Source organism: Fictibacillus marinisediminis, assembly GCF_023149135.1.
Taxonomy (GTDB): domain Bacteria; phylum Bacillota; class Bacilli; order Bacillales; family Fictibacillaceae; genus Fictibacillus_C; species Fictibacillus_C marinisediminis.
Genome location: NZ_JAIWJX010000002.1, coordinates 3,747,835 through 3,771,958, shown reverse-complemented (window position 1 = coordinate 3,771,958; position 24,124 = coordinate 3,747,835). Strand labels below are relative to the sequence as shown.

24 protein-coding genes are annotated in these 24,124 nt (G+C 45.4%); 20 read left to right on the top strand and 4 right to left on the bottom strand.

Features of this window, described 5'->3' with window-relative positions:
* The first annotated feature begins 155 nt into the window (after positions 1–155).
* The gene (locus LCY76_RS19820; protein ID WP_248254070.1) at positions 156–524 is read left to right on the top strand and encodes an avidin-fold protein; all 369 of its coding nucleotides are present in this window, start codon (positions 156–158) and stop codon (positions 522–524) included.
* A gap of 69 nt (positions 525–593) precedes the next feature.
* On the opposite strand, the gene LCY76_RS19815 is transcribed toward LCY76_RS19820, so the two are convergent.
* Positions 594–794, bottom strand: coding sequence for a hypothetical protein (locus LCY76_RS19815; protein WP_248254069.1), 201 nt, complete (start codon positions 792–794; stop codon positions 594–596).
* A gap of 262 nt (positions 795–1,056) precedes the next feature.
* Between LCY76_RS19815 and LCY76_RS19810 the strand changes: the two genes are divergently transcribed.
* The 17 genes from LCY76_RS19810 (at position 1,057) to LCY76_RS19730 (ending at position 20,594) form a co-directional block, all read left to right on the top strand.
* Positions 1,057–2,268 carry an FtsW/RodA/SpoVE family cell cycle protein gene (locus tag LCY76_RS19810; RefSeq protein WP_248254068.1) on the top strand — a complete coding sequence of 404 codons (1,212 nt, stop codon included), beginning with the start codon at positions 1,057–1,059 and terminating at the stop codon, positions 2,266–2,268.
* Positions 2,269–2,337: 69 nt separating this feature from the next.
* Positions 2,338–3,102 (top strand): alpha/beta hydrolase, encoded by a 765-nt coding sequence (locus tag LCY76_RS19805; protein ID WP_248254067.1) that lies wholly within the window; start codon positions 2,338–2,340, stop codon positions 3,100–3,102.
* Positions 3,103–3,578: 476 nt separating this feature from the next.
* On the top strand, positions 3,579–4,316 hold the full coding sequence (locus tag LCY76_RS19800; protein ID WP_248254066.1) for a YveK family protein: 738 nt from the start codon (positions 3,579–3,581) through the stop codon (positions 4,314–4,316).
* The gene (locus LCY76_RS19795; protein WP_248254065.1) at positions 4,306–4,995 is read left to right on the top strand and encodes a CpsD/CapB family tyrosine-protein kinase; all 690 of its coding nucleotides are present in this window, start codon (positions 4,306–4,308) and stop codon (positions 4,993–4,995) included. The genes LCY76_RS19800 and LCY76_RS19795 overlap by 11 nt, the downstream gene beginning before the upstream one ends.
* A gap of 22 nt (positions 4,996–5,017) precedes the next feature.
* Positions 5,018–5,779, top strand: a complete 762-nt coding sequence (locus tag LCY76_RS19790) for a tyrosine-protein phosphatase (RefSeq protein ID WP_248254064.1) — start codon at positions 5,018–5,020, stop codon at positions 5,777–5,779.
* Positions 5,780–5,828: 49 nt separating this feature from the next.
* Positions 5,829–7,655 carry a polysaccharide biosynthesis protein gene (locus LCY76_RS19785; protein WP_248254063.1) on the top strand — a complete coding sequence of 609 codons (1,827 nt, stop codon included), beginning with the start codon at positions 5,829–5,831 and terminating at the stop codon, positions 7,653–7,655.
* Between the two features lie 13 nt (positions 7,656–7,668).
* A complete protein-coding gene (locus tag LCY76_RS19780) occupies positions 7,669–8,979 on the top strand; it encodes a lipopolysaccharide biosynthesis protein (RefSeq protein ID WP_248254062.1) in 1,311 nt (436 codons plus the stop codon).
* A gap of 5 nt (positions 8,980–8,984) precedes the next feature.
* Positions 8,985–10,313, top strand: a complete 1,329-nt coding sequence (locus LCY76_RS19775; protein WP_248254061.1) for a hypothetical protein — start codon at positions 8,985–8,987, stop codon at positions 10,311–10,313.
* Positions 10,314–10,345: 32 nt separating this feature from the next.
* Positions 10,346–11,491, top strand: a complete 1,146-nt coding sequence (locus LCY76_RS19770) for a glycosyltransferase family 4 protein (protein WP_248254060.1) — start codon at positions 10,346–10,348, stop codon at positions 11,489–11,491.
* Positions 11,492–12,691 carry a glycosyltransferase family 4 protein gene (locus LCY76_RS19765; protein WP_248254059.1) on the top strand — a complete coding sequence of 400 codons (1,200 nt, stop codon included), beginning with the start codon at positions 11,492–11,494 and terminating at the stop codon, positions 12,689–12,691. It begins immediately after the preceding gene.
* Positions 12,675–13,265: a sugar transferase gene (locus LCY76_RS19760; protein WP_248254058.1), complete on the top strand. Its 591-nt coding sequence runs from the start codon at positions 12,675–12,677 to the stop codon at positions 13,263–13,265. Before LCY76_RS19765 ends, LCY76_RS19760 begins: the two co-directional genes overlap by 17 nt.
* On the top strand, positions 13,262–13,906 hold the full coding sequence (locus LCY76_RS19755) for an acetyltransferase (RefSeq protein WP_248254057.1): 645 nt from the start codon (positions 13,262–13,264) through the stop codon (positions 13,904–13,906). The genes LCY76_RS19760 and LCY76_RS19755 overlap by 4 nt, the downstream gene beginning before the upstream one ends.
* Before the next feature lie 16 nt (positions 13,907–13,922).
* Complete coding sequence (locus tag LCY76_RS19750; protein ID WP_248254056.1) at positions 13,923–15,071, top strand: DegT/DnrJ/EryC1/StrS family aminotransferase; 1,149 nt, start codon at positions 13,923–13,925, stop codon at positions 15,069–15,071.
* 141 nt (positions 15,072–15,212) lie between these two features.
* Entirely contained in the window at positions 15,213–16,778 is a 1,566-nt protein-coding gene (locus LCY76_RS19745; RefSeq protein ID WP_248254055.1) for a hypothetical protein, read from the top strand.
* Between the two features lie 228 nt (positions 16,779–17,006).
* Entirely contained in the window at positions 17,007–17,495 is a 489-nt protein-coding gene (locus tag LCY76_RS19740) for a zinc ribbon domain-containing protein (RefSeq protein WP_248254054.1), read from the top strand.
* A gap of 12 nt (positions 17,496–17,507) precedes the next feature.
* On the top strand, positions 17,508–19,145 hold the full coding sequence (locus tag LCY76_RS19735; RefSeq protein WP_248254053.1) for a zinc ribbon domain-containing protein: 1,638 nt from the start codon (positions 17,508–17,510) through the stop codon (positions 19,143–19,145).
* Between the two features lie 33 nt (positions 19,146–19,178).
* Positions 19,179–20,594, top strand: a complete 1,416-nt coding sequence (locus tag LCY76_RS19730) for a zinc ribbon domain-containing protein (protein WP_248254052.1) — start codon at positions 19,179–19,181, stop codon at positions 20,592–20,594.
* A 91-nt stretch (positions 20,595–20,685) separates the two neighbouring features.
* Here the strand turns inward: LCY76_RS19730 and LCY76_RS19725 are convergent, their stop codons facing one another.
* Positions 20,686–21,201, bottom strand: coding sequence for a DUF2179 domain-containing protein (locus LCY76_RS19725; protein WP_248254051.1), 516 nt, complete (start codon positions 21,199–21,201; stop codon positions 20,686–20,688).
* Between the two features lie 232 nt (positions 21,202–21,433).
* Positions 21,434–22,711 carry a cardiolipin synthase gene (cls, locus tag LCY76_RS19720; protein ID WP_248254050.1) on the bottom strand — a complete coding sequence of 426 codons (1,278 nt, stop codon included), beginning with the start codon at positions 22,709–22,711 and terminating at the stop codon, positions 21,434–21,436.
* Positions 22,712–22,797: 86 nt separating this feature from the next.
* Between cls and LCY76_RS19715 the strand changes: the two genes are divergently transcribed.
* Together LCY76_RS19715 and LCY76_RS19710 are read left to right on the top strand one after the other, a co-directional pair.
* A complete protein-coding gene (locus tag LCY76_RS19715; RefSeq protein WP_248254049.1) occupies positions 22,798–23,289 on the top strand; it encodes a VanZ family protein in 492 nt (163 codons plus the stop codon).
* A 110-nt stretch (positions 23,290–23,399) separates the two neighbouring features.
* The gene (locus LCY76_RS19710) at positions 23,400–23,540 is read left to right on the top strand and encodes a DUF3789 domain-containing protein (protein WP_248254048.1); all 141 of its coding nucleotides are present in this window, start codon (positions 23,400–23,402) and stop codon (positions 23,538–23,540) included.
* Between the two features lie 79 nt (positions 23,541–23,619).
* Here LCY76_RS19710 and LCY76_RS19705 read toward each other — a convergent pair whose 3' ends face one another.
* Positions 23,620–24,048, bottom strand: coding sequence for a hypothetical protein (locus LCY76_RS19705; protein ID WP_248254047.1), 429 nt, complete (start codon positions 24,046–24,048; stop codon positions 23,620–23,622).
* Positions 24,049–24,124: the final 76 nt, after the last annotated feature.

Here is a 24,124-nt window from a genome sequence, read left to right as displayed (position 1 = left end):
AAAATAGACTAATCTAAACCTAAAAGGAACCCATGAAAAATTCCCTGTTAGAAAATATTACGAATTTCTATTTTCTATAGCCATTTTTCCGTATAGTTGCATAAAGATATGTACTACAAGCCTGTTGTAAATAAAAAGGAGAGGCGTGTAAACCAATGGCTACCTATCACAATCAAGTATTTGTGTCTGTGCCGGAACAAGATGTTCAACATGAACGTTCACCTATTTACTTTACCTGCATTCAGGAAGGTTTGATCGTTCGTGCCACTTATACCGGAGATGGCATTCAATGCGGGAGATTGGTCGGCATGGTTGATAATGAAGGAGAGCTTCATTTTAAATACCATCATGTGAACAAGCACAACGAACTGCGGGGAGGTGTAGGAAGGCTGGTGCCGGAATGGCTTCCGGATGGCCGCATAACACTGACTGGATCATGGCAGGGATTAGATGGGTTAGAACAAAAGAAAATGAAGTGCCATTCTTTTAAGGGTGCCAGGCACCTCAATTACACAAGTGTGTAATCGCGGTGCCTGGCACCAAATTAAGAATCCCCCTCCTATAAAAGGAGAGGGATTCTTAATTTAAATCTATTACTTGAAAATATCATACGAGACCGTTCCGCTTTTGATGGTGAGTGATTTTAATTTTTGGTTTATCTCTGGGTTGGCTTTGAGTTCTCCCATGAATTTATCATAGGCTTCCTGGACAGAGGAGACCGTGTAAACCGCCCGCTGCCGTTTTTGGTCTGTTGAAGCTTCTACTAAAAAGAGATCAAACGTGTCTTTGTTCAAGAATCGCACCCCCATAGCTTTATGGTTATTATTTTCTGCAATAGTATTGAGAGTCCTGCCTGTGGAGGGGCTGTTACAAAAAAGTAAAATTAATAGAGGAGTTGTAAAATAGCTTCTATTAAATGGATAGTTAAAAAAAAACAGGCAGCAGTGAACGCTGTCTGTTTTTGTCCGGTTCGGAGGATAATGTCGCGATTTTGTCGCATAATTTATCATCCAAGATGTTCCAATATAGAGTAGAATAAGAGTGGGTGATCAAATTATGCTGAAAAAATTAATAAAGAATATGGATTATAGTTTAGTAGTGGCCACTGCCGGCTTATGTATATTTGGTTTAGTCATGATCTATAGCAGCAGCTATTGGGTCGCATTTAATTATGGTAGAGAAGCTGATTTCTTCTTTAATCGGCAGCTCATTTTTGTACTCGGAGGTTTTGTGGTTTTTTGTCTCTCCTCTATCTTTCCATACAAAGCGTATATGAAACTAACAAAACTATTAATTACGGTGACGGTCTTTCTATTAATTCTTGTTTTTGTTTTGGGAAAGGTCGTTAATAATGCGCAATCGTGGATCAGTCTGGGAGGGTTTAATCTCCAGCCGGCTGAAGCGGCAAAAATCGCGATCATCATCTACTTGGCATCGATTTTATCGAAGAAACAATCCTACATTTCCGACTTTAACAAGGCCATTGCACCACCGTTAGTTGTCGTTGGGCTTATTGCCTTCCTTATTCTCATGCAGCCTGACTTCGGTTCGATGCTCATCCTGGTTTCCATTGCGGCATGTATCCTGGTTTGTGCGAAGATACGCTTTCGCCATGTTGCGATTCTTTCGGTATCGTCGGCAGTACTGATGATTGTTTTCTTCATGTTTGTGGCGAGTGATGAACAGCTTTCCCGTTTTAAGGGAGCCTACTCACCATTTGAACACCAGAAAGAGGGCTATCAGCTTATCAATTCCTATGTCGCCATTTCTGCTGGAGGAATGGAAGGGGTAGGGCTCGGGAACGGGCGTACAAAGTATGGATACCTGCCAGAGGGACAGACAGATTTCATCATCGCCAACGTCTCGGAGGAGTTTGGATTTGCTGGTGCTCTGGCCTCAATTACAGGATTATTTTACATCGTGATCAGAGGATTTATCATTGGCCTGCGCTGTAAAGATACATTCGGCCGGCTGCTGGCGTTCGGAGTGGCCAGTATGATCGGGATCCAATCGTTCATTAATCTTGGCGCTGCCACAGGGCTCCTGCCAGTTACCGGTGTTCCACTGCCTTTTCTAAGCTATGGCGGGTCATCACTTCTGGTCATCATGTTCTCAATGGGGATTCTGACGAACGTTTCCGCGTTTGTGAACATGAAGCGAAACCCGGTTCATGAAGATGCTTTGGATAAAGATAAGCCTTTAACACCTCTTCACAAAAACACAGTTGCTGCGTTTCCTTATCAAAACAAAAAGAAACCAGCCCACTAAAAAAGGTTTGCAATTTCCGCTCTCATTCCGTCATGATGTAAGAAAACCGATAGAATGGGAGAGTGGAAAATGATCGATACGTTCGAAGTTGTCATCACGCCATTTCAGAGGAAACGGAAGGTAAGGGTCTGCCTGCCGAATGGTTATGAAACTAGCGGAAAAACATATCCAGTCCTGTATATGCATGACGGACAGAACCTGTACCGTGATGAGGATGCGAGCTTCGGCACATCCTGGGGTGTAAAGGATTATATAGAAGAAAGCGGTCTTGAGCTGATTGTCGTCGGTATTGATTGTGCGGATGGAACTGACCGTCTGGATGAGTACGGTCCATGGGAGAATGCCGGCATTGCAGACAAGCTGAACCTGGATAAAAATGCTTACGGCGGCGGGGGTGAAAAATACATCGATTATATCGTACATGAACTCAAGCCCCTGATCGATCAAAAATACCGTACCCAGCGCAATGACACGCTGATGGCGGGAAGCTCGATGGGCGGTCTGATCTCGACATACGCAGCCTGCGCCTATCCGCTCATTTTCACTCGGGTAGCTTCTGTTTCGTCTGCCTATTGGTTCAACCAGCAGGAGATTGAAGAGCTGATCCGGGACAGCGACCTTTCCAGCGTGAAAAAATTCTACATGGACGTTGGTACAAAGGAAGACTCCGGAAATGTAAATAACCAGATGTATATCGATTCAAGCGACCGGGTGTACGAGATCATGAAGGATAAGGTGAGTGACTGCCGCTATGACGTAGTCGAAGGCGGCATACATAACGAAGCCGATTGGAGAAAACGCCTGCCGGAGATTTTGGGGTATATGTTTTTATAAATGGTGCCAGGCACCGCAAATTGCGGGTGCCTGGCACCACTTTTTTTTCTCTTTTATTCCACGATTCAACACGAAATAAAAAAGTTTTAGTTAAAAAGATACAGGCAGTTAGAACCGGTTTATGTAAAATTTGTAAAGTATACATTAAGAGGGTTTACTTCAAAATGCAGGGAATGGTTGTTGTTTCCTTAAACAAAGCTGTGCGTTTTGCTCCTATGACCCTCCTCTTGAAATCCCTTTTTCCCTTACTGCATTTAATCAAAGACAACCTCAAATCTATCCAAACCTCCTCACATAAAAACATCCTATATACACTGAACTGAAATGGAAGTTAACGGAATAAAAGTGCATAAAATGTCATGTTATTAAATAATTGTAAATGTTCGCCAGAGTTCAACTATAGTCCCGTTTTATCGACATCTTTTCCTGCTATACTCAATTTGAAATTTTCAACGATTGAAAAATAGGAGGTCTAGATGGAAGAGACAATCAGTTTACGAGATATCATGCTTATCTTGAAAAGAAGGTATATGCTTATTATTTTGTCTGCACTGGTTCTTGCCGGAATTGCAGGGGCTGTTTCATATTATGTGATGGATCCAACCTATCAGTCATCTGCACAAATTTTAGTGAATGAAGAGAAGCAGGATGCCAAGCCGTTTGATGTTAACGCCGTACGCACCAATGTTGAAATGATCAATACGTACAGCGTCATTATTAAAAGTCCGGCGATCCTTGAAAAAGCAGCGGATGAGCTGAACATTGACGGAGGCATCAATGAGCTGAACAACAAAGTCAGTGTGAACAGCCAGGAAAATTCTCAAGTGTTTTCAATTACAGTTAAAGACAGTGATCCTGCAGAGGCAGCTAAAATTTCCAATACGATCGCCGGTATCTTCCAAAAAGAAATACCGCATATCATGAATGTTGATAATGTCAGTATCTTATCCAAAGCTGATGAAAATCCAGTGCCTGTCGCTCCCCGTCCAATTTTGAACATTGCGATTGGCTTAGTCATCGGGTTAATGATCGGAGCAGGCTTGGCATTCCTTCTTGAATATCTGGACAACACCATCAAAACGGAAGAGGATGTTCAAATCGTAACGGGACTGCCGGTGCTTGGAGCCATACCGAAGATGGATACCGTCAAAGAAACGAAGGCTTCAGCACCAGTCACGCCAAACGGAGTAAGGAGTGAGACGGTTGAGTCGTAAACTGAAGAGCAGCCTAAAGAACCTGTCACGCAGCCTGATCACGCAGCAAAACCCGAAATCCCCTGTTTCTGAACAATATCGGACAATCCGAAGCAACATTCAGTTTTCGTCTATCGATCAGAAGTGCCAGACGATCATGCTTACTTCTCCTGGAAAGGAAGAAGGGAAGTCGACAACTGCAGCTAATTTAGCAGTGGTGCTTGCACAGCAAGGAAAAAAAGTATTGCTTGTTGACACTGATCTCAGAAAGCCAACAGTCCATTATACCTTTCAGCTTTCTAACCTCCATGGACTAACCACCGTCCTAACGAAGGAAATAGCCTTAGAACGCGCATTTCAGGAATCGGCCATTCCCGGACTTTCAGTGCTGACATGCGGACCGATTCCGCCCAATCCGTCTGAATTGCTGGCATCTCTCGCGATGGAGTCTTTGATTGCCGACGTAAAAGAAAGCTTTGACTACATTATTTTCGACACACCCCCTGTTCTCTTAGTGACAGATGCACAGATTCTTGCGAGTAAATGTGATGGCTGCCTTCTGGTGGTGGCCAGCGGTATCACTGAAAAAGAGGCAGCCGCAAAAGCCAACGAGCAGCTGAAAAAAGCCAAATCCAGAATGCTTGGCGCCGTGCTCAATGGTCAGCAAAGAAAAGAACAGCTGTATTATTACGGAGGATAAACTGCAGCTAGAGGAGGGCACCATGATTGATATCCATTCACACATACTGCCGGGAATTGATGACGGAGCACCTGATATTGAAGCAAGTCTCGATATGGCCCGAGACGCTTTGGACCAGGGCATCACACATGTGATCGCCACACCTCATCACCGAAACGGGACCTTTGAAAACGAAAAATCTTCCATATTGGAACAGGTGTACCGCTTAAACACTCGTTTAACAGAGGAAGGACTCCCATTAACTGTCCTGCCGGGCCAGGAGATCAGAATCTATCGCAGCATGGTACAGGATTTGGAGCAGCTTCTGTCTTTAAATCAAACAGGGCGATATCTGTTCATCGAGTTTTCTTTCACAAGGGTGCCTAACTATACGCACGAGCTGTTCCATGAAATGCTGGTCAAAGGTTATGTACCTGTCATCGTTCATCCAGAGCGGAACACAGAACTGCTGGAAAATCCCGAATTGCTTTATGAGTTTGTGGAACAAGGGGCATTGACTCAGGTTACTGCCGGAAGTTTGTTGGGAGATTTCGGTAAAAAGACCAAATCGTACACGCAGGAACTGATCAGTCACGACCTTACACATTTCATTGCCTCTGATGCCCATAACATTTCTTCGAGAAGGTTTTGCCTAAGAGAGGCGTACGATGAAATATCCAGGCAGTTTGGCAGCAGCAAAGCCCTGTATTTCCAGGAGAATGCCTATTCATTAACGGAAGGCAGTGCGATCTATTCCGAGTTGCCTGTTCCGATCAGGAAGAGAAGGCTTATGGGTATTTTTTAAACAATATAAATTTTAAGGAAGAAAAAATTTAATAACAGGGGAAATTGAAATGAGTTATAAAAGCCGATTCACTTTCTTGATTACTATTGACTCGCTTATCGTTCTCCTTTCCATTTATTTATCTCACTTTTTCCTCAATCCCTATGCCGCAAAGGTCAATTTAATCATTGCTGTAAGTTCTTTAGTTCTGTTGGGAAGCCATCATTTATTTTCGTACGTTTTCAGAATCTATCGGAGTGCCTGGAGATATACCAGTATGGAAGAATTAGCAGGTATCTTTACTATCGTCACGTCTTCCGTCCTGCTGACTGTCATGACCCAGCTTGTATTTTTTCACACGGTCTACGAGCGCGCCTTAATCATTGCGTGGATGCTGCATATTCTTTTTCTTGGCGGTGTCAGGTTCGCCTGCCGTTTTACCTTAGGCCTGAAAAGGATGAACAACAAACTGCGGACTCCCGGAAAAAGGACACTGATCATAGGCGCTGGGGATTCTGGACGAATACTGGCACGGCAATTAAAAGCGACAGAGCAGACAGATCTGATCCCTGTAGCGTTTGCTGACGATAACCTTCAGCTAAAAAACCTTGCGATCTCGGGAATCGATGTGAAAGGAACAGTCGATGATCTATCCTCGATCGTGAAGGAAAACAAAATCGAACATATCATTATCGCCATGCCATCTGCTTGTCCCAAAAGGACCAAGGAAGTGATTACACAGGCAAAGCTTGTATGTGAAAACGTACAGATTCTTCCTAAAATTGAAGACCTGGTGCTCGGGAAACTATCCATCAGCTCCATAAAAGATGTCTCCGTCGAGGACCTGCTCGGCAGGGAAGAGGTCGAGCTTGATGTGAATGCCATCGCTGACAAAATCAATGGGAGAACAGTGCTCGTGACAGGTGCGGGCGGATCCATAGGCTCTGAGATTTGCCGCCAGGCTGCACAGTTCAATCCATCACAGATTGTATTGCTCGGTCATGGAGAGTACAGCATCTATAAGATCGAGCGGGAACTTAAACAGCGGTTTAAACATATCGATTTTCCAACCGTGATTGCAGACATTCAGGACTATGGAAAAATGGTGGAGGTCATGGAACAATTTCAGCCGGAAGTCGTCTACCATGCTGCGGCCCATAAGCATGTCCCTCTCATGGAGCGGAATCCTGAAGCGGCTGTGAAGAATAACATTATCGGGACAAAAAACGTGGCCGAAGCTGCCTCGGCCGCCCATGTGAAAACGTTTGTCATGATTTCCACGGACAAAGCCGTTAATCCTACAAGTGTGATGGGAGCGACCAAACGAATCGCTGAGCAGATCGTCCAGCATATGGATACCATCAGCTCCACCCGGTTTGTCGCGGTGAGATTTGGAAACGTATTAGGCAGCAGGGGAAGCGTGATCCCTCTGTTTAAAGAACAGATTAAGAACGGCGGCCCAGTTACCGTAACTCACCCTGAGATGGTGCGATATTTTATGACGATCCCGGAAGCTTCCCGTCTTGTGATCCAAGCAAGTGCACTGGCAAATGGAGGTGAAATCTTTGTACTGGATATGGGGGAACCGGTAAAGATTGTGGATCTGGCAAAAAATCTAATCCGCTATTCCGGTTTTGAAAATGAAGAGATCGGCATTGAATATTCCGGTATCCGTCCAGGAGAAAAGCTGTACGAGGAATTGCTCAATGAGAATGAAGTACATCCGGAACAGATCTATCCGAAAATTTACGTCGGGAAATCGGTGAAGGCCGAACTGGCGCAGATCAAAAGGCTGATCAACCGGTCCATGGACATCAGCGATGCAGAGCTGAAGAAAATGCTTCTGTTCATGACGAACGAACAAAGCTATGAATCCAAAGAAGTAGAATACGTCTAAAAGGGGGCCTGCTTTGATCGCGAAGGTAGTACAACCATTAAAAAAACTTGGAAACACAAATGTAAAAAGCCGGTTCTTAAAAAACATTCTTGTTTTGGCGGGAGGGACCGCCTTTGCTCAAGGGCTGCTTGCTCTTTGTTCCCCGGTCCTGACAAGACTGTATACACCAGCGGATTTTGGACTGCTTCAAACCTACGTTTCTGTACTTTCCATAGCCGCTGTTATTGCTTCTTGGAGATATGAGATGACGATCCCTTTGCCCAAAAGCGACCGTACCGCAGCCAGTCTGCTCGTTTTATCGATGATGATCACCTTCTTTATGGGAGGTGTCATGGCAGTCATCTTCTTTCTATTTCAACATGAGCTTGAGAAATTTCAAACATTCCAAAGTCTTATCGATTATTTGTGGCTTCTGCTGCTCAGCTTTTTGGGAGTCGGCATCTACCAGTCGCTGAATTATTGGGCGGTGCGTAAAGGCGCCTTTAAAGATATTGCGAGAACAAAAGTGACGCAAAGCTTCGGACAGATTGCTATACAGGTTGTTTTCGGTCTTCTCATGTTTCGGCCGTCCGGTCTTCTGCTTGGGGATGCGGCCGGAAGAGTGATGGGCAGCGGCAGGCTGAGTCTGTCTTTATTGAAGGAAGATTCAAAGGTTCTAAAGGAGATTACGGTTAAAAGCATCATAGAGTCAGCCAAACGATACAGATCGTTTCCTCTCATTTCAAGCTGGTCGGCTTTATTGAACGGGATCGGACAGCAGTTGGCGCCGCTTTTGATCATTTCCTTTTTTGGAGCGGCGGCGGGAGGCTGGTTTGCGCTTGGCCAGAGAGTGATCGGAATGCCAATGCTGCTGATCGGAAAATCGGTTTCACAGGTGTATTTTGGTGAAGCCTCCGACCGTCTGAAGAAGAATGAGGGGATAATGGACCTGTACCAAAAAACAGCGGTTAAGTTATTTCTTATCGGAGTGCTGCCAATCGCTGTTCTGTTTGTCGGTTCGCCCTATTTGTTCAGCCTGTTTTTTGGCACTGAGTGGAGAGAAGCGGGGCTCTATGTTCAATCGCTGTCTCTCATGTTTCTGGGGCACTTTGTCGTCGTTCCCTTGTCCCAGACACTGTATATCATCGAGAAACAAAGCTGGCAGTTTTATTGGGACCTGGGGAGAGTCGTCATTATTCTGGCTATTTTTATGGTCGTCAAAGATATGGGGATGTCAGCAGGGACGGCAGTCATGATCTATGGAATGTTCATGTTTGCGATGTATGCGGCGCATTATCTGCTAACGGTCGCCGCGATTAAGCAAATGGATAGAGCAGGGAGCTGATCAATATGATGAAAAAGCTGAATATCCTCACGCTGACACTGCTTTACGGTGTGGTGCTACAGTTAATCTACAGCCATGTCATCTCGGTCAATTTTTCGTACATGGGCTATGTGTATCTGCCGGTCAGCATGACGCAGCTGCTATTTGCCTACACGTTTGCGGTCGTCCCAGCACTTTGGATGCCTGTCAAAATCACGAGGCCATCGCAGGTCGTTTACTGGCTGCTGTTTGTGATGGTATATGTACCTGCCATTCTCGTAACGGTTCATACCCTGCCTTTGCCTCTTGAGCAAATTTTATGGTTTCACGCCAGCCTTTTCCTATCGTTCGGCATGCTTGGCCTCATTTATAAGGTGCCTTTGCTGTCCATTTCATCTGTAAAAATGCCGGCAGCCTGCTTCTGGGGATTCATTTTCTCGCTGAGTCTCATCTCCTATGTATTCATTTTTAAAGCGTTTGGCATGTCCTTGAGCTTTGTTTCACTCTTGAACGTTTATGATGTGCGTTCGGATTACAAGGAAGCAGCTCAGCAAAGCTCGGGGCTGGCCGCCTATCTGATCTCCTGGCAGGCCAACGTGCTCAATCCGTTAATTCTCGGGTATGGACTGAAAAAGAAGAAGCTGTGGATGACCGCTGCCGCACTATTGGGACAGGGAGCCATCTTTTCCATCACTGGCTATAAAAGTGTGTTCTTTTCGGGCGCCCTCATCATTGCCATCCTGATGGCCATGTACAAGCATGGCAAGCGGTTTGGGTACTTTACGATGGCAGGGGCAATGGGGCTGATCATCATCGGCTGGATCGCGAAAGCCGGTTTCGGCTCTCTCATTTTTTCTTCACTTTTTGTCCGTCGAATTTTGATCACTCCTGGATTTCTGACCGGTCTGTATTATGATTTCTTTTCTTCCCATGAGCAGGTGCATCTGGCGCACAGCATCTTTAAATCGTTTATCGATTATCCATACAGCCTGAACCCGCCATATCTGATCGGCTCTTACTATTTTCACAGCCAGGAGATGTCGGCGAACGCTAACATCTGGGCAGACGGCTTCGCGAACTTCGGGTTTTGGGGACTGTTCATTTTCCCCTTATTGCTTGGGTTCATCCTGCTGCTGTATGACAGTGTTTCCGAGCATAAGGATCTGCGGGTGGCATGCCTGCTGATTGGGATCCCGGCTTTTTCATTGACCAATACGGCGCTGCTGACCGGTTTATTAACGCACGGATTGGGCTTGGCTTTGGTGATCGCCTACCTTATTCCTGGAAAAAGAGAAACAGAGACCATTTTGTCTGCCGGCCCCCTGGAGAACAGGCAATGGGATAAATCTGCGTAAGAACATGAATTATGAAACGGAGGGTGATCAACATGATGAAAGTGACCCATTTTACCTCGGTTCATCCTGAGAATGACACAAGAATTTTTATAAAGGAATGCAGCTCGCTCGCGGAGCATTATGAGGTTTCCTATGTGGTTCCTTCTGCAGAAAGCTATCAAAAAAATGGGGTAAACGTCATCGGTATCAATGCAAAAGCAAAGAACCGGCTGCTCCGCATGCTGTCCACGACGTATCAGGTTTACAAGAAATGCAAGGCGCTCGATTCGGATGTCTACCACTTTCATGATCCGGAGCTTCTGCTGTCCGGCCTTCTCCTGAAAGGGGCCGGCAAAGCGGTGATCTATGATGTACATGAGGATGTACCAGAGCAGATCTTATCGAAGCATTGGATCCCGAAGCCCATAAAAAGGCCGCTTCATTTTATGGTGAAAGCTGTGGAAAAGTTTTGTTCCAAGCGGTTTGATGCCGTGATCACAGCCACGCCTGCGATTACGGATCGATTCAAAACCTATAACGAGAATACGGTCACTGTTCAAAACTTTCCGATCATGAACGAACTGGCTGAACGAGGAGAGCGAAAAACAGATTCTGATCATTCGATCGTCTATGTCGGTTCGATTACAGCTGCCAGGGGGATTAAAGAAATGATCGAGGCCATAAATGAGGTTAACAAGGAACAGCGGGTAACGCTGGAGCTTGGCGGCAAATTTTTTCCGGAAACCCTGCTGCACGAGATGAGGAAACTGCCGGGCTGGAAGCATACGAATTATATGGGCGTGCTGCAGCGGGAACAGGTGAAGGATACCCTTGCAAAATCCAGTCTTGGCATGGTCCTGATCCATCCCGAACCGCGGTATAAAGTGGCCTATCCTGTGAAGCTTTTTGAATACATGTCAGCCGGCCTGCCGGTCATCGTCTCGGATTTTGAACTATGGGAAGACATCGTCTACACGAGCAGATGCGGCCTGTGCGTGAATCCGCTGGATGTGAATGATGTCAAGAACGCCATTGCCTGGATGCTTTCTAATCCTGATGAAGCGCTAGCGATGGGCCGAAACGGAAGGAAGGCTGTTGAACAGCAGTTTAACTGGGAAAAGGAAAGCCGAAAGCTGATCGCTTTGTATGAGCAGTTGGGGAGCAGGGCCGTACCAGTGCTAGAAGAAGAGGTGGTCTGATTGAAGATCACCTATATCCATCAATATTTTTCTGTCCATTCCGGAGGCACCAGGTCGTATGAATTTGCGAAACACCTGTCAGAAAAGGGGCATGAGGTGACGATCGTGACGGGAACCGATGCCGAGGCAGACCATGGCTGCGGCTTTACCGTCAAGTCGACAAAAACAAAGTATAAGAACAGCTTCAGTTTCGTACAGCGCATCATGGCTTTTTTGCATTTCATGCTGAAAAGCATCTGGATCGGTTTGCGGGAGAAGGACTCCGATATTGTTTTTGCCACATCCACCCCGCTGACGGTGGGGGTCACCGGACTTTTTATTGCGAAGGTCAAACGGCAAAAATTTGTTTTTGAAGTCAGGGACGTTTGGCCTGATATCCCGATCCAGCTCGGATTTATTAAATCCAAACCTGTGATCCTGCTGTTAAAGCGGCTTGAACATGTCATCTACAAGCACGCGGATTTTATTATTGTCCTCTCAACGGGAATGAAAGAGAACCTGCTGGGAAAAGGAGTACCCGAAGAAAAGCTGAAAGTGATTACCAATCTCGCAAACAATCAGCTGACAGACAGGATCGTGGCGGACCGTAAAGAGATGGAAGCAAAGTATCCCGAATTAACAGGGAAGTTTCTCTGCATCCACCCTGGCACGATGGGATTCGTAAACGGCCTCGACTTCATTCTGGAACTGGCTCTTCGATTTCCCGATCCCGACATCCTGTATGTACTGATCGGGGAAGGCAAAGAGAAAGAGAAGCTGAAGTCGGTAAAAGAAACGCTTCACTTGGACAATGTGCTTATCTGGGATAACATGCCGAAAGAAGATGTGCTAAAGCTCGTGAAGTACAGCGGTTTGGGCATTATGACCGTGACGGGCTTTAAAATACTGGAAGACAACAGCGCCAATAAGTTTTTTGATTTTCTGGCTGCAGGAAAACCGATCCTGCTCAACTATGAAGGCTGGCAGAAAAGGCTTCTGGAGCAGCATGGAGCAGGAAAGGGATTTCCGTACGGAAGCTATGAAGAGAGCTTTCAGTTTATTAAAGTGATGCAAAGCAATGAAACGATGCAAAAAAAATATGGCGAACGGGCGAAGCAGCTCGCTGTTCATTCCTTTGATTCTAAAAAACTCGCAAACGAGCTGCTCGGCGTTTTTGAAGATGTGGTAAAGGAGGGTTTGGTAAATGAAGAGGCTGTTTGATGTGGCTGTATCCTTCGTTGCTCTTCTTGTTCTTCTTCCTTTTATCGGAATCTTTTATGTATGGATTCGGAAAATGCTTGGCTCTCCCGTGTTTTTTAAACAAGAAAGGCCAGGACTGCACGGAAAGCCTTTTACTCTGTATAAATTCCGAACCATGTCCGATGATCGGGACGAATACGGTGAATTGCTGCCGGACGCTGTCCGCCTGACCTCTTTTGGAAAAAGACTGAGAGCACTGAGCATCGACGAGATTCCTCAGCTGTTTAACGTGTTAAAAGGGGATATCAGTCTGGTGGGGCCGAGGCCGTTATTAATGGAATATTTGCCGTTGTATACAGCTGAACAGGCAAGAAGGCAGAACGTAAAGCCGGGAATTACGGGCTGGGCGCAAGTGAACGGAAGGAATGCCATTTCGTGGGAGGAGAAATTTATCTTGGACGTCTGGTATGTTGATCATCGCTCGTTCTGGCTTGATTTGAAGATCATCTTTCTTACCTTTGCAAAGGTTGTGAAGTCTGAGGGAATCAGCCAGCAAGGCCAGGCTACCGTTCAGAAGTTCAGGGGATCGCTATGAAAAAGCTCGTTGTAATCGGAGACGGCGGCCACAGCAAGGTAGTCAGGGATATTGTCCTTGCAGGCAATGAGTATGAATGGATTGGGACACTGGATGATAAGTACGCTTCTTTCATAGAGAAGGATGAGAGATTTTCAGGACCTATCCACACGGTCGACAGAATCTTGGAGCGTTTCGGCAGCCAGGTCTATTTTGTGATTGCGATTGGTTCCAACCGGATAAGGAAGGCGGTCGCTGAACAGCTGGGGATCTATGATGTGAAGTATGCTGTTCTCGTTCATCCCTCTGCAATTATTGGCTCAAATGTAAATCTTTTGCCCGGAACGGTTGTCATGCCTGGGGCGATTGTAAATTCGTCTGCCTCCATACACACGCACTGCATCATTAACACGAATGCTGTGGTGGAACATGATTGTATCCTTTACTCTTATGTGCATCTTTCCCCTGGAGCCATCCTTGCGGGAAATGTCACGGTGTTAGAAGGAGCCAGTATTGGCATTGGGGCAAAGATGATCCCGTCTGTATCGGCAGGAGAGTGGTCAACGGTAGGAGCAGGAGCCGTCGTAATCAGGGATATTCCTCCCTGCTGTACAGCCATAGGTGTTCCGGCATCACCCATGAAACACATCAAATCCCTTTAGAAAGCTGGTGACTCTTATGAAACAACGTATATTCCTTTCACCTCCGCATATGAGCGGCAATGAACAGACGTATATTAATGAGGCCTTTGAGACGAATTGGATCGCTCCGCTAGGACCGAATGTCGATGCTTTTGAAAAAGAAATGTGCGGAGTAACTGGTGCCGGGGCTGCACTGGCGACCAGCTCAGGAACAGCAGCCATTCACCTTGCCCTTAAACTGTTAAACATCCAGCAGGGGGACACGGTTTTTTGCTCCTCCTTGACGTTCATTGCCAGTGCTAATCCGGTACTTTATGAAAAAGCAGAGCCTGTTTTTATTGATTCTGAACCTGATTCATGGAACATGTCTCCGCTGGCGCTTCAACGTGCGTTTCAAGATGCCATTCGCGAAAGGAAGCTGCCTAAAGCCGTCATCGTCGTCAATCTCTACGGACAGAGTGCGGACTATGATCCCATCCTTGAAATCTGCAGCCATTATAACGTCCCTGTTATTGAGGATGCTGCTGAGTCTCTTGGTGCGCATTATAAACATAAAAAGAGCGGGACATTGGGGACGTTTGGTATCTTCTCGTTTAACGGCAATAAAATCATCACCTCATCCGGCGGGGGTATGCTTGTTTCCAACGATCCTGAGAGGATTGAGCGTGCGAAGTTTCTTGCGACGCAGGCGAGAGATCAGGCTGTTCATTATGAGCACAGTGTTTTGGGTTTCAACTACCGGTTAAGCAATATTCTGGCAGGGGTCGGCCGCGCCCAGCTTGAACTGCTATCCGACAGAGTCAATGCCAGGCGGGAAAGGTTTCAATGTTATTACGAGGCCTTGCACCGTTTCGATGGGATAGATTTCATGCCGGAAGCAGATTATGGATTACATACGAGGTGGCTGACGACCTTAACCCTCAACCCCGATCAGACGGGTGTTTCATCAGCAGAAGTGATCAGTGCACTGGCAAATGAAAACATTGAAAGCCGTCCGGTATGGAAACCGCTTCACCTTCAGCCGCTGTTCAAAAGAAACAAATATTATCCTCACGAAGAACAGGTAAGCGTATCGGATGAGCTGTTCTTAAACGGGCTTTGTTTGCCGTCCGGTTCGAATTTAACATTAGAGCAGCAGGAAATAATATTGAATACCTTCAGTAAACTGGTGAAGCAGCCGGTATAAAATGCAGTATGCAAAAAGCAGGAGGAGACGATGCCGTTTCCGACTGCTTTTTTAGTATAAAAATTTTTCTCCTTTTGATTTGTGAAATTTGACCGATATAACAGTCATCAACTTCACAGAAACAAAAGGGGATTTTTTGGGATGGTAAGAAAACAGGCAATAGGAATGGTGTGTTTATGTATATTTTTTCTCTTGTTTCCTGATAGAGTGAAAGCTTTTCGAGGAGAATGGTATGAAAAATATACGGCTTTTGAGAATGAAAAAGGGAATGCTTATTTTCGTTCTCCTGATAGTTCAACTCTTGGATGGGGGGAGAGCTATCTGCTGCGAAGTTATATTGAAGTGTATAAGAAATCGGGTGAAACAAAGTGGCTGGATAAGTTTACAAACCATCTCGATACTATGCTGTCCAACAGTAGAGATGATGATCAGGACGGTTATCTGGGGTGGACGACTCATGTGTACTCGCCAAACATTATCGGCAACGGCGGGTTTGAAATGGATCTCGAACAGAAGCAGGCGGACTCCAATAATTGGAGAAGGTACCAGTCCAACAGCATGACTGCGTTTAAAAATAAAAGCCCTGCTATATACAATGGAAAGGTTTATGGCCGATACGGTGTGGTGCTGAAGTCCAACGGCAAGTCATGGCAAAAGCTATATCAGAAAATCGGAAATTACGCGCCTAACACAAAATACTTTTTCAATTTCTTCGGCAAGACGAACGGGGCAGTGAACGGGGAAGCGTATATCTATGATAAAACGGATAGAAGAATTCTTTCAAAAATCACCATCAACAATAAGGAATGGACCTATTACCGGCAATTTGTAACGATGCCGGATGCCGGACATGACCTCGAAATCTGGCTTGGCCATGAAAAGTACAACATCAATAAAGCGCTTCTTTATGTGGATGAGATAAGGCTAAACGCAAGTCTGCCGTATTTGGCACATGATGCGATGGTTGGTATCCCGATGGCCGAGTTTGTCAGATTAGTAGGTGAGAGGCCGGAGCTGCAAACTGCGTACAAGCAAAAAGCGGATAAGTATCTTGCGTTTTTGACAGGTGACATGATTCCTAAATGGGAGAAAAGTTATTTTATTGGCAACACATGGGATCCTGTCTTAGGTCTGTATCGGGATTCTCCCAACTTCCCATCCTATGAAAAGCTGTCGAGCAAGCCGGGAGCCGTGCTGCCCTACAACATGTCGCTTGCTTATGCCCAGCTGCTTGCCGATGTCTACAGCATCACAAAGGATCAGCAATATTTAAACCGGGCTATGAGCATTCACCTCCAATTTAAAACCAAACTGGAGTATGTGCCGAAAAGCAATGCGTATATTTGGAGGTACAGACCAGATAACAACGGACTGGAAGACACGAGCCACGGACAGATCGATATCGCCTCCGTTCTGGAGATGCACAGGCAAGGATTGCTTTATACGAAAGAGGACATGCGGCGGTTTGCCAATACCTTTTCAAAGCTCATGGTCGATCCTTCAGTAAAACCATATCAAGTGGCTAATTATGTAAGCGGCAGAAACACACCGGTTGGCTTTATCTATACGAAGACTCTGTTAAACTGGATAGAACTGGCTGAGTTCGATCCCAGCATCTCAGGAGTCACCGCCGGCCAATTCCGCAACTATACACCGACAACCGCAAACGACTTCCTCACACTCGCCCAGCTGATGAAGTGGGAATAAAATGATCGGTGCCAGGCACCGCGATTACACACTTGTGTAATGCGGGTGCCTGGCACTTGTTTTTGAAAAAAATGAGAAATATAGTAAATAAAAGGTAGTCTTTTAGTCATATATCGGTATAATAAAAAAGTAGTAAAAAAGGAAGGCTTTGGGCCGATACATAAGGGAACATCGTCCTTAGGACGCTATTCTATATATTTTAAAGGTGAAAAAGGGGAGAAAAATTTTATGTCAGATTTGCAGGCTAAGTTAGGGGATGGACTTACCAAAATTCAGGGCAGCCTCCAGCAGGGGAAGCAGAAGCTGCATACTGCCCAAGAAGTGGGACAGCTCAGGAAAACGGGAGCAGAAGCATCGGCTAAACGGCTCGAGCTTATCGTGGGATTAGGGGAAGAAGTCTATTCTTTGATCCGCAAAGGGGAGTTTGTTCCTGCTCATTTATCACGTATGGCTGAAGAGATTCAAGTACAGGATACAGCGATTTTCCAGGTGAACAGAACCATTGAAGAGCTGAACCGTAAAAATACGGACGGCGGATATTCATGCTCATGCGGAGCACCTGTCAGTTCCGCTGACAAATTTTGCGGCAGCTGCGGAAAACCAGTTGTGATTCCAAAGCAGAATAACGAGCAATATACGCTTCAATGCCGTACATGCAGTGAAATGATTCCAAGCGGATCCGAGTATTGCGGATGCTGCGGAAATAAAACGGCTTAAGGGGGGACTTACGTGTATTGCAGCAGTTGTGGACATTTAAATGATCCGAACATGAATTATTGCGCCAAAGACGGTGCGGCACTTAACCTTCCCAAAAAACCGAACGGCCTTTTCACAAGCCGGGACTCCAGGTTCTGCTCATCCTGCGGAACAGAAAATGACAGGCAGCAAAACTATTGCCGGTCATGTTCAGCGAGCTTGTTTGCATTAACCAAAGGTAAAGAGGATTTAACAGCCATTACAGGGGCAGCGCGTGATACGCTGAAAAACACGGTGAACAGCCAAACCCTGCAAAACGTGAAACAAACCGTTTTGAATTCAAAAAAAGTAAAATTCGCCCTTGGCGGAGCATTGATTTCTTTTTTAGTTGTACTTATTCTTTCATTTGCAATTAACGGGATTTTGAACAAAAAGGTAGAAACGCTTTTAGAAAATGATGAAATTAGTGAATTTAATGTAGCTTCCATTCTGTCAGAGATGGGCTCCCTTGGAGACGGTGTCGATGCCCCCGAGCCTGATTCGCTGGTAGGTGTGACAGACTGGATTCTTGCTTCGCATATGGTGGATTCGACCATTCACGCAGGGATCAAGGGAAGTGCAGGAGAAGAAACGCATTCAAGCAGCGCTGATTTTGAAACAAAGTCCGGTGTGCTTATTCTGCTTCTCATTCCGTTCATCGGCCTTGTGGCTGGGGGATATTTTTATGCTGCGAAAAACAAAAGTGAAGCATTGGCAAACCGCTTTAGCGCCGCTTTAATTATTGGTGCTGTATATGCACTGGTCCTTGCCATCCTGTCCTTTTTTGCAGGATTCTCCTATGACCTTTCTGTTAATGAAGAATTTATGAAAATGCATCTTTCCATCGATACGGATTATTCATTCTGGGGCTCATTGTTCAATGGCTTTGTCATCGGAACATTGTTCAGCTTCCTTGGGACTTTGCTCCAGCTCGGTGCTTTCAAAACGACAGGGCATCTATCTTCACGCCTTTCCTATGGAGAGCCGATCCATCAGGCGGCAAGCACACTTGTACGCGGTGTGATTTTAACAACCTTGGTGCTCTTTATCGTCAGTATAATCAAGATTAACGATCAGGCAGCTTCTTCTGAAGATGTACCTTGGACGGCCGTTTTCGTATTCGTAACGCAGCTGGGTTTGTATGTTTGGAACATTCTTAACTTCTCGACCTTCAAGTTCCAGGGTACAGCTGACGGTGATTCCGGGTCCTTGCATTTGTCTCTGTTCTCAGGAGCGGGCGGTACAGCTACAGATAACTCTATTGTATCCGGTTTTCGCTATGCGATCGAAGAAACACTGAACCTTGATGCTTACATGTACCTTGGGCTGCTCATTCCGGTCGTACTGTTTCTCTATGCCGGCTACCGCATTTATTTAAGATCGCAGAATTTCAACAAAGATTTATTCATTTTCAGTGCGGTATACAGTGTGCTGCTCACGTTTATTATTACGGCAACACGTTTAGCGATTACGGTATCAGGTGACTTGATGAACCAAATGAATATGGACGATATGGGAGGCATTCATTTTTCTCTCGGGTTCTCCTTCTTCGGCACGTTGTTTGCCAGTCTGATCTTCTCCGCTCTGCTCGCCTATGCGGGAAGCTATATTGCACGTTTAAGACAACATTAAAAAGAGTTCGATAGAAAAGAAAGAGGGGAAACCATGAATTTTTGCAAGGAATGCGGAAACCAGCTGCCTGCGGGCAGCGGCTTCTGCAAAAACTGCGGAACTCCGTACAAAGGACAGGAACCAGCTCCAGCTGAGCCGGCAGGGACCCGTTCTTCAGAAAAAAGCAAGCGCCCCAACAAGCCGTTGATTATTCTAGTGGCTGCCTTGGTGCTTCTTCTCATTGCCGGATTTACAGCATATAAGGTGATAGAGGGCAAAACCGGACCAACTGCCACCGTGAAGAATTTTAAACAAGCCATTGAAAACAAAGACACTGAAGCGGTAAAAGGCTTTATTAACGAAGGGCAGTCTGAAATTGAAGCTGATGACAAGACTGCGAAACACTTTATTGAATACGCTAGTAAAAACAACGCGTTTTCATCGGCAATCGATTCTCTTGAAAAACAGGCGAACGGGATGGACGGCGGGGAACTGGCCCGTCCGATTACCGACGATCATGACAATGAATGGCTTCAATTGAAAAGAGACGGCAAACAATGGCTGTTCTTTGATCACTATGTGGTAGAGGTCAAACCGGTAACTGTTAAAGTGACTTCTAACTTTGAAGATTCATCCGTTTACCTGGACGGCAAGAAAAAAGGGATTCTGGATAAAGAGGACGGCATTGTAAAAGCAGGGGAAATCCTGCCGGGAAGCCATAATGTAAAAGTGGAGTACAAAGGAGAATATGCGACACTCTCTGATAACGTGGACGTTGATGTGTCAGAAGCGGAAAAAAATCTCCTTGAGGTGGAGGTTCCGCTTGAAGGCAAATACGTTTACATCAATTCCAATTATGGTGATGCCAACCTGTTTGTCAACGGCAAGGACACTGGCAAAACAATTGACGACATCGATGAATTCGGGCCAGTGGCTACAGACGGTTCCATTACGCTTCATGCCGAAAAAAACTTTGACGTCGGAAAAATGAAAAGTGAATCGGTTGTGATCAACAACGATGAAGATGTAAGCCTCGACATTGACTATGATGAAACGGCGATGGCAGCACAAGATGAACCCATGGATAGTGATACAGAAACATATGAAGATGATCTGAAAAGTTTTATGATGGAGTACGTAAAATCCTCCGTAGAAGCTATGAATACCCATAATTTCTCGCTTATTTCCGATTATATCGATGAAAGCGGAGATGCTTACAAAGAATCTAGCGAATACATCGACTATGTTAATAAAAAAGGAATCACAGAGGACTTGATTGATTATGAAGTGCTCAAAATTGAACCATTCGAAGAAGAAATGGTTCATGTAACAGCGAATGAGACATACGATATTCATTATGCTGATGGTGAAACCAAGAGGAAAAAGTTCAAATCACGTTACGCCGTGTATGCCCCTTATGATGGAGGCTACTATATTAACAAGCTGCTCGAAACCAAAGAAGTAAAATAAATTTAAACACAAAAATCGGTGCCAGGCACCGCAATTACACAAGTGTGTAATGCGGGTGCCTGGCACCATTTCTTTTATTTCTTTTTTTATTTTACTTCTTCATGCTTTTGGTGAGATAGCCGCCTTTGAAGCTTCGGATCTCAAATGATACGAGGAAGGCTTTTGGGGCGATCTCGTCAACGATGCGGAGGAGTTCTTTTTCACGGCTTCTCTTCGCCAGTACGTCCAGACGAAACCGGGCATTTTCTTCACGCCCTTCGCCTTGATACACCGTTACGCCGAATCCTTCTTCGCGAAGGCGGTTCACCAACTTTTCTGACCGATCCAGGAGGTTGATCTGGTGGGTCACGTAGCCGATGGCCAATTTATTTTCGAGTACCCCGCCCAGCAGGAGTCCTACTCCGAAACCAAGAGCGTAGGCAATGATATTCCAAATGTTCGACATATCCTGAAACACGATACCCAGGGACAAGACGTTGATGGCTGCTTCAACCACTCCGATGACACTCGCTTTTCGTGTTTCCCCTTTAACAAGCAAAATGGTACGGACGGTCACAATCGGAAGTAGAGATAGCTGCAATAGAAAAATAATGAGGGGTTGCCACATGTGTGTTGGACCTCCTTAAGCATTGTTCTCTTATTCGTGACAGTGTAACACAGCACGGCAATCTTTTCTTGTTGCTCTGTGCCTATTTCTTTTCTAGCAAAATTGTCACACGGTGTCGCATTATGTTTTACCTTAAATAGAAGCAGTGAAACACGATATGTGAAAGTAAGCGCTTTCGATGGTGAAGTTTTTTAAAGAACTAAAAAAAAGACGGCCTATTTCACCGTCTATTTTATAAGAACCGGGAGAGCAGGTTGGCAACTTGTTCCCTTCCTTTTTGAAGCAGAGGTCTCTTTTGGTAGCTTTCATAGGTAAGAAGCTCGGAACGCCGGATGTCCTCTTCAATCGACTCTTTTACCATGTTTATAAAAGAAGGGGTATAGAAGAACCCGTTCATTTCATCATTTAAATAGAAGCTTCTCTTGTTAAAGTTCCCTGAACCGATATTACACAGCTCATCATCCACGACAATGACCTTGGAATGGTAGAACCCTTGGTAGAAGCGATAAATCTTGCAGCCATGCGGCAAAAGCAGGCCATAGTACCTGAAAGCAGCTTCCTTTACGAGCGGGTAATCGGCCTGAAACGGCACGAGGATTTTAACATTTACTCCTCTTTTTATAGCTTTAATGAGCTCATCGGTCAGTTCCTTTCCAGGAATAAAATAAGGGGTGCAGATATACAGCTCCTTTTTTGCATGTTTCACAAGGGCAAGGAAGATATCCTGCAAATGTGCACCGTTCGTGCCTTCAAAATGATGCTCGATTCCACCGGTTAAAGTGACGTTCTCCTGCGGCAGATAGGTTTGCTTCTCTTGTGTGGCAACGTTCCAATCTCTGTAAAACTGATTCCGCAGGTCATCCACACTTTTCCCCTGAACCTTCAGATGATAATCTCTCCAATAGCCAAGCTTCGGATTGTTTCCGAGATATTCTTCGCCCAAGTTAAACCCGCCGATATAGCCAATCGTCCCATCGATCACACTGATTTTCCGATGGTTGTGGGTGAGGGACGTGAAAAGCAGGTAAGGAAGACGAGGCTTATTGGAAAAAGCCACTTTCACTCCTTCATCCCGGCAGAGCTTGATCCCTGCTTTCTTCACGTTCTTTGAACCATAATAGTCGAGCAGCAGCCGTACGGTAAGGCCTTCTTTTGCCTTCTGGCGCAGGATATTTAGAAATTCATTGCAGATCTTGTCGTCGCACACGGTATAAAACTGAATCTCCAACGACTTTTTTGCATTCCGAATGTCGGCAAAATAGCGGGTATACAGCTCCCTGCCGTCAATAAAGAGAGTTAGTTCGCCGCTGCGTTTTGGATATTGCTTTATGCCATGCAGGTTCAGGTGTTTTTTATATCCGAGGTAATAGCTTAGCCATAGTAAAAATACGATTAGAATGAGAATGAGTACTGTTATGATCAGTGCGTACATCGTAAAGGATAACCTCCATAGGTTTATAATCATGCCGTTTCCTTCACAGTTTTGCTCAATATAGGCAGATTCATTCAATCGATGCCTCTAGAAATTGCACGCTTTCCATAGTATATTGGCTTATAGATATGTGAACGTAAGTCAGGGGAAAGCCAGGTGTACTCATGAAACGCTTTTTATTTTATTGGCTGCCGGTCCTTTTAGTAGCCGGCGGTATTTTTTACTCTTCAGCCACGCCTTATGAAAAACAGGACATGCGGCCAACGCTCTCGCATTATTTGGACCATAAAATGATCGCAAATTTCTTCTCGTCCGCCGTGTTTCAATATTCCGGTGAAGAAGTCAGTGTCCAGGCACTCGGCCCGGCTGGATTTGTAGAGTTCCTCATCCGGAAATTGGCTCATTTCTCAGTTTATCTTTTGTTAGCCTTTCTTTTGTTCAGAGTGCTGCGCTTTTATTTTAATAGAGGAAAGACGTTCATCCTGTCGTGGGTCCTGACAGTAGCCTATGCGGCATCGGATGAAATCCACCAGCATTTTACCGCGGGGCGTTCACCGCATGTGGAAGATGTTATGATTGATGCAACCGGCGGATTAGTGGGCATCATGATTGCGGTGCTGATTTACTGGAGGCATTTTAGAAGGAAAGCGTATTAGTGATAAAGGTTTTTTAAACAACTGTTTAAAATAGTTCTAGCTGCTGATGGTTTGTCCAGAAAAGCCGATATAAAGAAGTAGACAACGAAAGAAGTACTGGAGGGTCAATCATGCTGATGTTCATCATAGGCTGTTTCGTGGGATCTATTCTTACTGTCTTTATCATGAGCTTGATGTTTGTGTCAAAACGAGCGGATGAAACAAGTGAGAGGCATTATCGAGAGAATGAAGATAAAAATAACGAGATGTAAGGATTTAAGATTTAAGGTGCCAGGCACCGCAGTTACACAAGTGTGTAATTCCGGTGCCTGGCACCTTTTCATATTTCTCCTATTCCTGGCGCTTCTTGATTTCCTTCAGTGCCACCAGTTTTAAGGCTTCCATTTCTTTTGGGGTAAGCTTTTCATTCAATGTGGCTTCGATCTCTCGCCGCTCTTGGGGAGAGACCCCATCAAGGGCTTTGTTCTTCATGTCTTTCAGGTCATCCATGCCTACTTTTTTAATGACGGTCTTCAGAGCATCTTCTTTCGTATGAAAAGGGAGGTTTCTCTTTGCAGCCAGGGCATCGAGGTCTCCGCTTTTCTTTGCATATTGTGCAACTTCAGGGTCATCCATCAGTTTGTCAACGTCCTTGCTGTCCACGATCTGAGTGGCTACCTGATCTACCAGCTTGTTAGCGCTAAAATTGACAATAGCGTTGTAAGCAAAGTAGCCAATACCGCCAATCAGCAATACAAACACCACAACCCATTTCATCATCGAAAAAGCCCCCGTGTTTTTGTTTTTTTCATAAATGGTGCCAGGCACCGGCTCTTACATACTTGTGTAATCCCGG

What these genes read in the sequence shown, in the direction of transcription:
- LCY76_RS19715 (WP_248254049.1), top strand. Translation starts at nt 22,798, where the DNA reads ATGAAACGCTTTTTATTTTATTGGCTGCCGGTCCTTTTAGTAGCCGGC.
- LCY76_RS19750 (WP_248254056.1), top strand. Translation starts at nt 13,923, where the DNA reads ATGAAACAACGTATATTCCTTTCACCTCCGCATATGAGCGGCAATGAA.
- LCY76_RS19820 (WP_248254070.1), top strand. Translation starts at nt 156, where the DNA reads ATGGCTACCTATCACAATCAAGTATTTGTGTCTGTGCCGGAACAAGAT.
- LCY76_RS19760 (WP_248254058.1), top strand. Translation starts at nt 12,675, where the DNA reads ATGAAGAGGCTGTTTGATGTGGCTGTATCCTTCGTTGCTCTTCTTGTT.
- LCY76_RS19770 (WP_248254060.1), top strand. Translation starts at nt 10,346, where the DNA reads ATGATGAAAGTGACCCATTTTACCTCGGTTCATCCTGAGAATGACACA.
- LCY76_RS19775 (WP_248254061.1), top strand. Translation starts at nt 8,985, where the DNA reads ATGATGAAAAAGCTGAATATCCTCACGCTGACACTGCTTTACGGTGTG.
- LCY76_RS19745 (WP_248254055.1), top strand. Translation starts at nt 15,213, where the DNA reads ATGGTAAGAAAACAGGCAATAGGAATGGTGTGTTTATGTATATTTTTT.
- LCY76_RS19805 (WP_248254067.1), top strand. Translation starts at nt 2,338, where the DNA reads ATGATCGATACGTTCGAAGTTGTCATCACGCCATTTCAGAGGAAACGG.
- LCY76_RS19705 (WP_248254047.1), bottom strand. Translation starts at nt 24,048, where the DNA reads ATGATGAAATGGGTTGTGGTGTTTGTATTGCTGATTGGCGGTATTGGC.
- LCY76_RS19740 (WP_248254054.1), top strand. Translation starts at nt 17,007, where the DNA reads ATGTCAGATTTGCAGGCTAAGTTAGGGGATGGACTTACCAAAATTCAG.
- LCY76_RS19725 (WP_248254051.1), bottom strand. Translation starts at nt 21,201, where the DNA reads ATGTGGCAACCCCTCATTATTTTTCTATTGCAGCTATCTCTACTTCCG.
- LCY76_RS19790 (WP_248254064.1), top strand. Translation starts at nt 5,018, where the DNA reads ATGATTGATATCCATTCACACATACTGCCGGGAATTGATGACGGAGCA.
- LCY76_RS19785 (WP_248254063.1), top strand. Translation starts at nt 5,829, where the DNA reads ATGAGTTATAAAAGCCGATTCACTTTCTTGATTACTATTGACTCGCTT.
- LCY76_RS19755 (WP_248254057.1), top strand. Translation starts at nt 13,262, where the DNA reads ATGAAAAAGCTCGTTGTAATCGGAGACGGCGGCCACAGCAAGGTAGTC.
- LCY76_RS19810 (WP_248254068.1), top strand. Translation starts at nt 1,057, where the DNA reads ATGCTGAAAAAATTAATAAAGAATATGGATTATAGTTTAGTAGTGGCC.
- LCY76_RS19710 (WP_248254048.1), top strand. Translation starts at nt 23,400, where the DNA reads ATGCTGATGTTCATCATAGGCTGTTTCGTGGGATCTATTCTTACTGTC.
- LCY76_RS19800 (WP_248254066.1), top strand. Translation starts at nt 3,579, where the DNA reads ATGGAAGAGACAATCAGTTTACGAGATATCATGCTTATCTTGAAAAGA.
- LCY76_RS19730 (WP_248254052.1), top strand. Translation starts at nt 19,179, where the DNA reads ATGAATTTTTGCAAGGAATGCGGAAACCAGCTGCCTGCGGGCAGCGGC.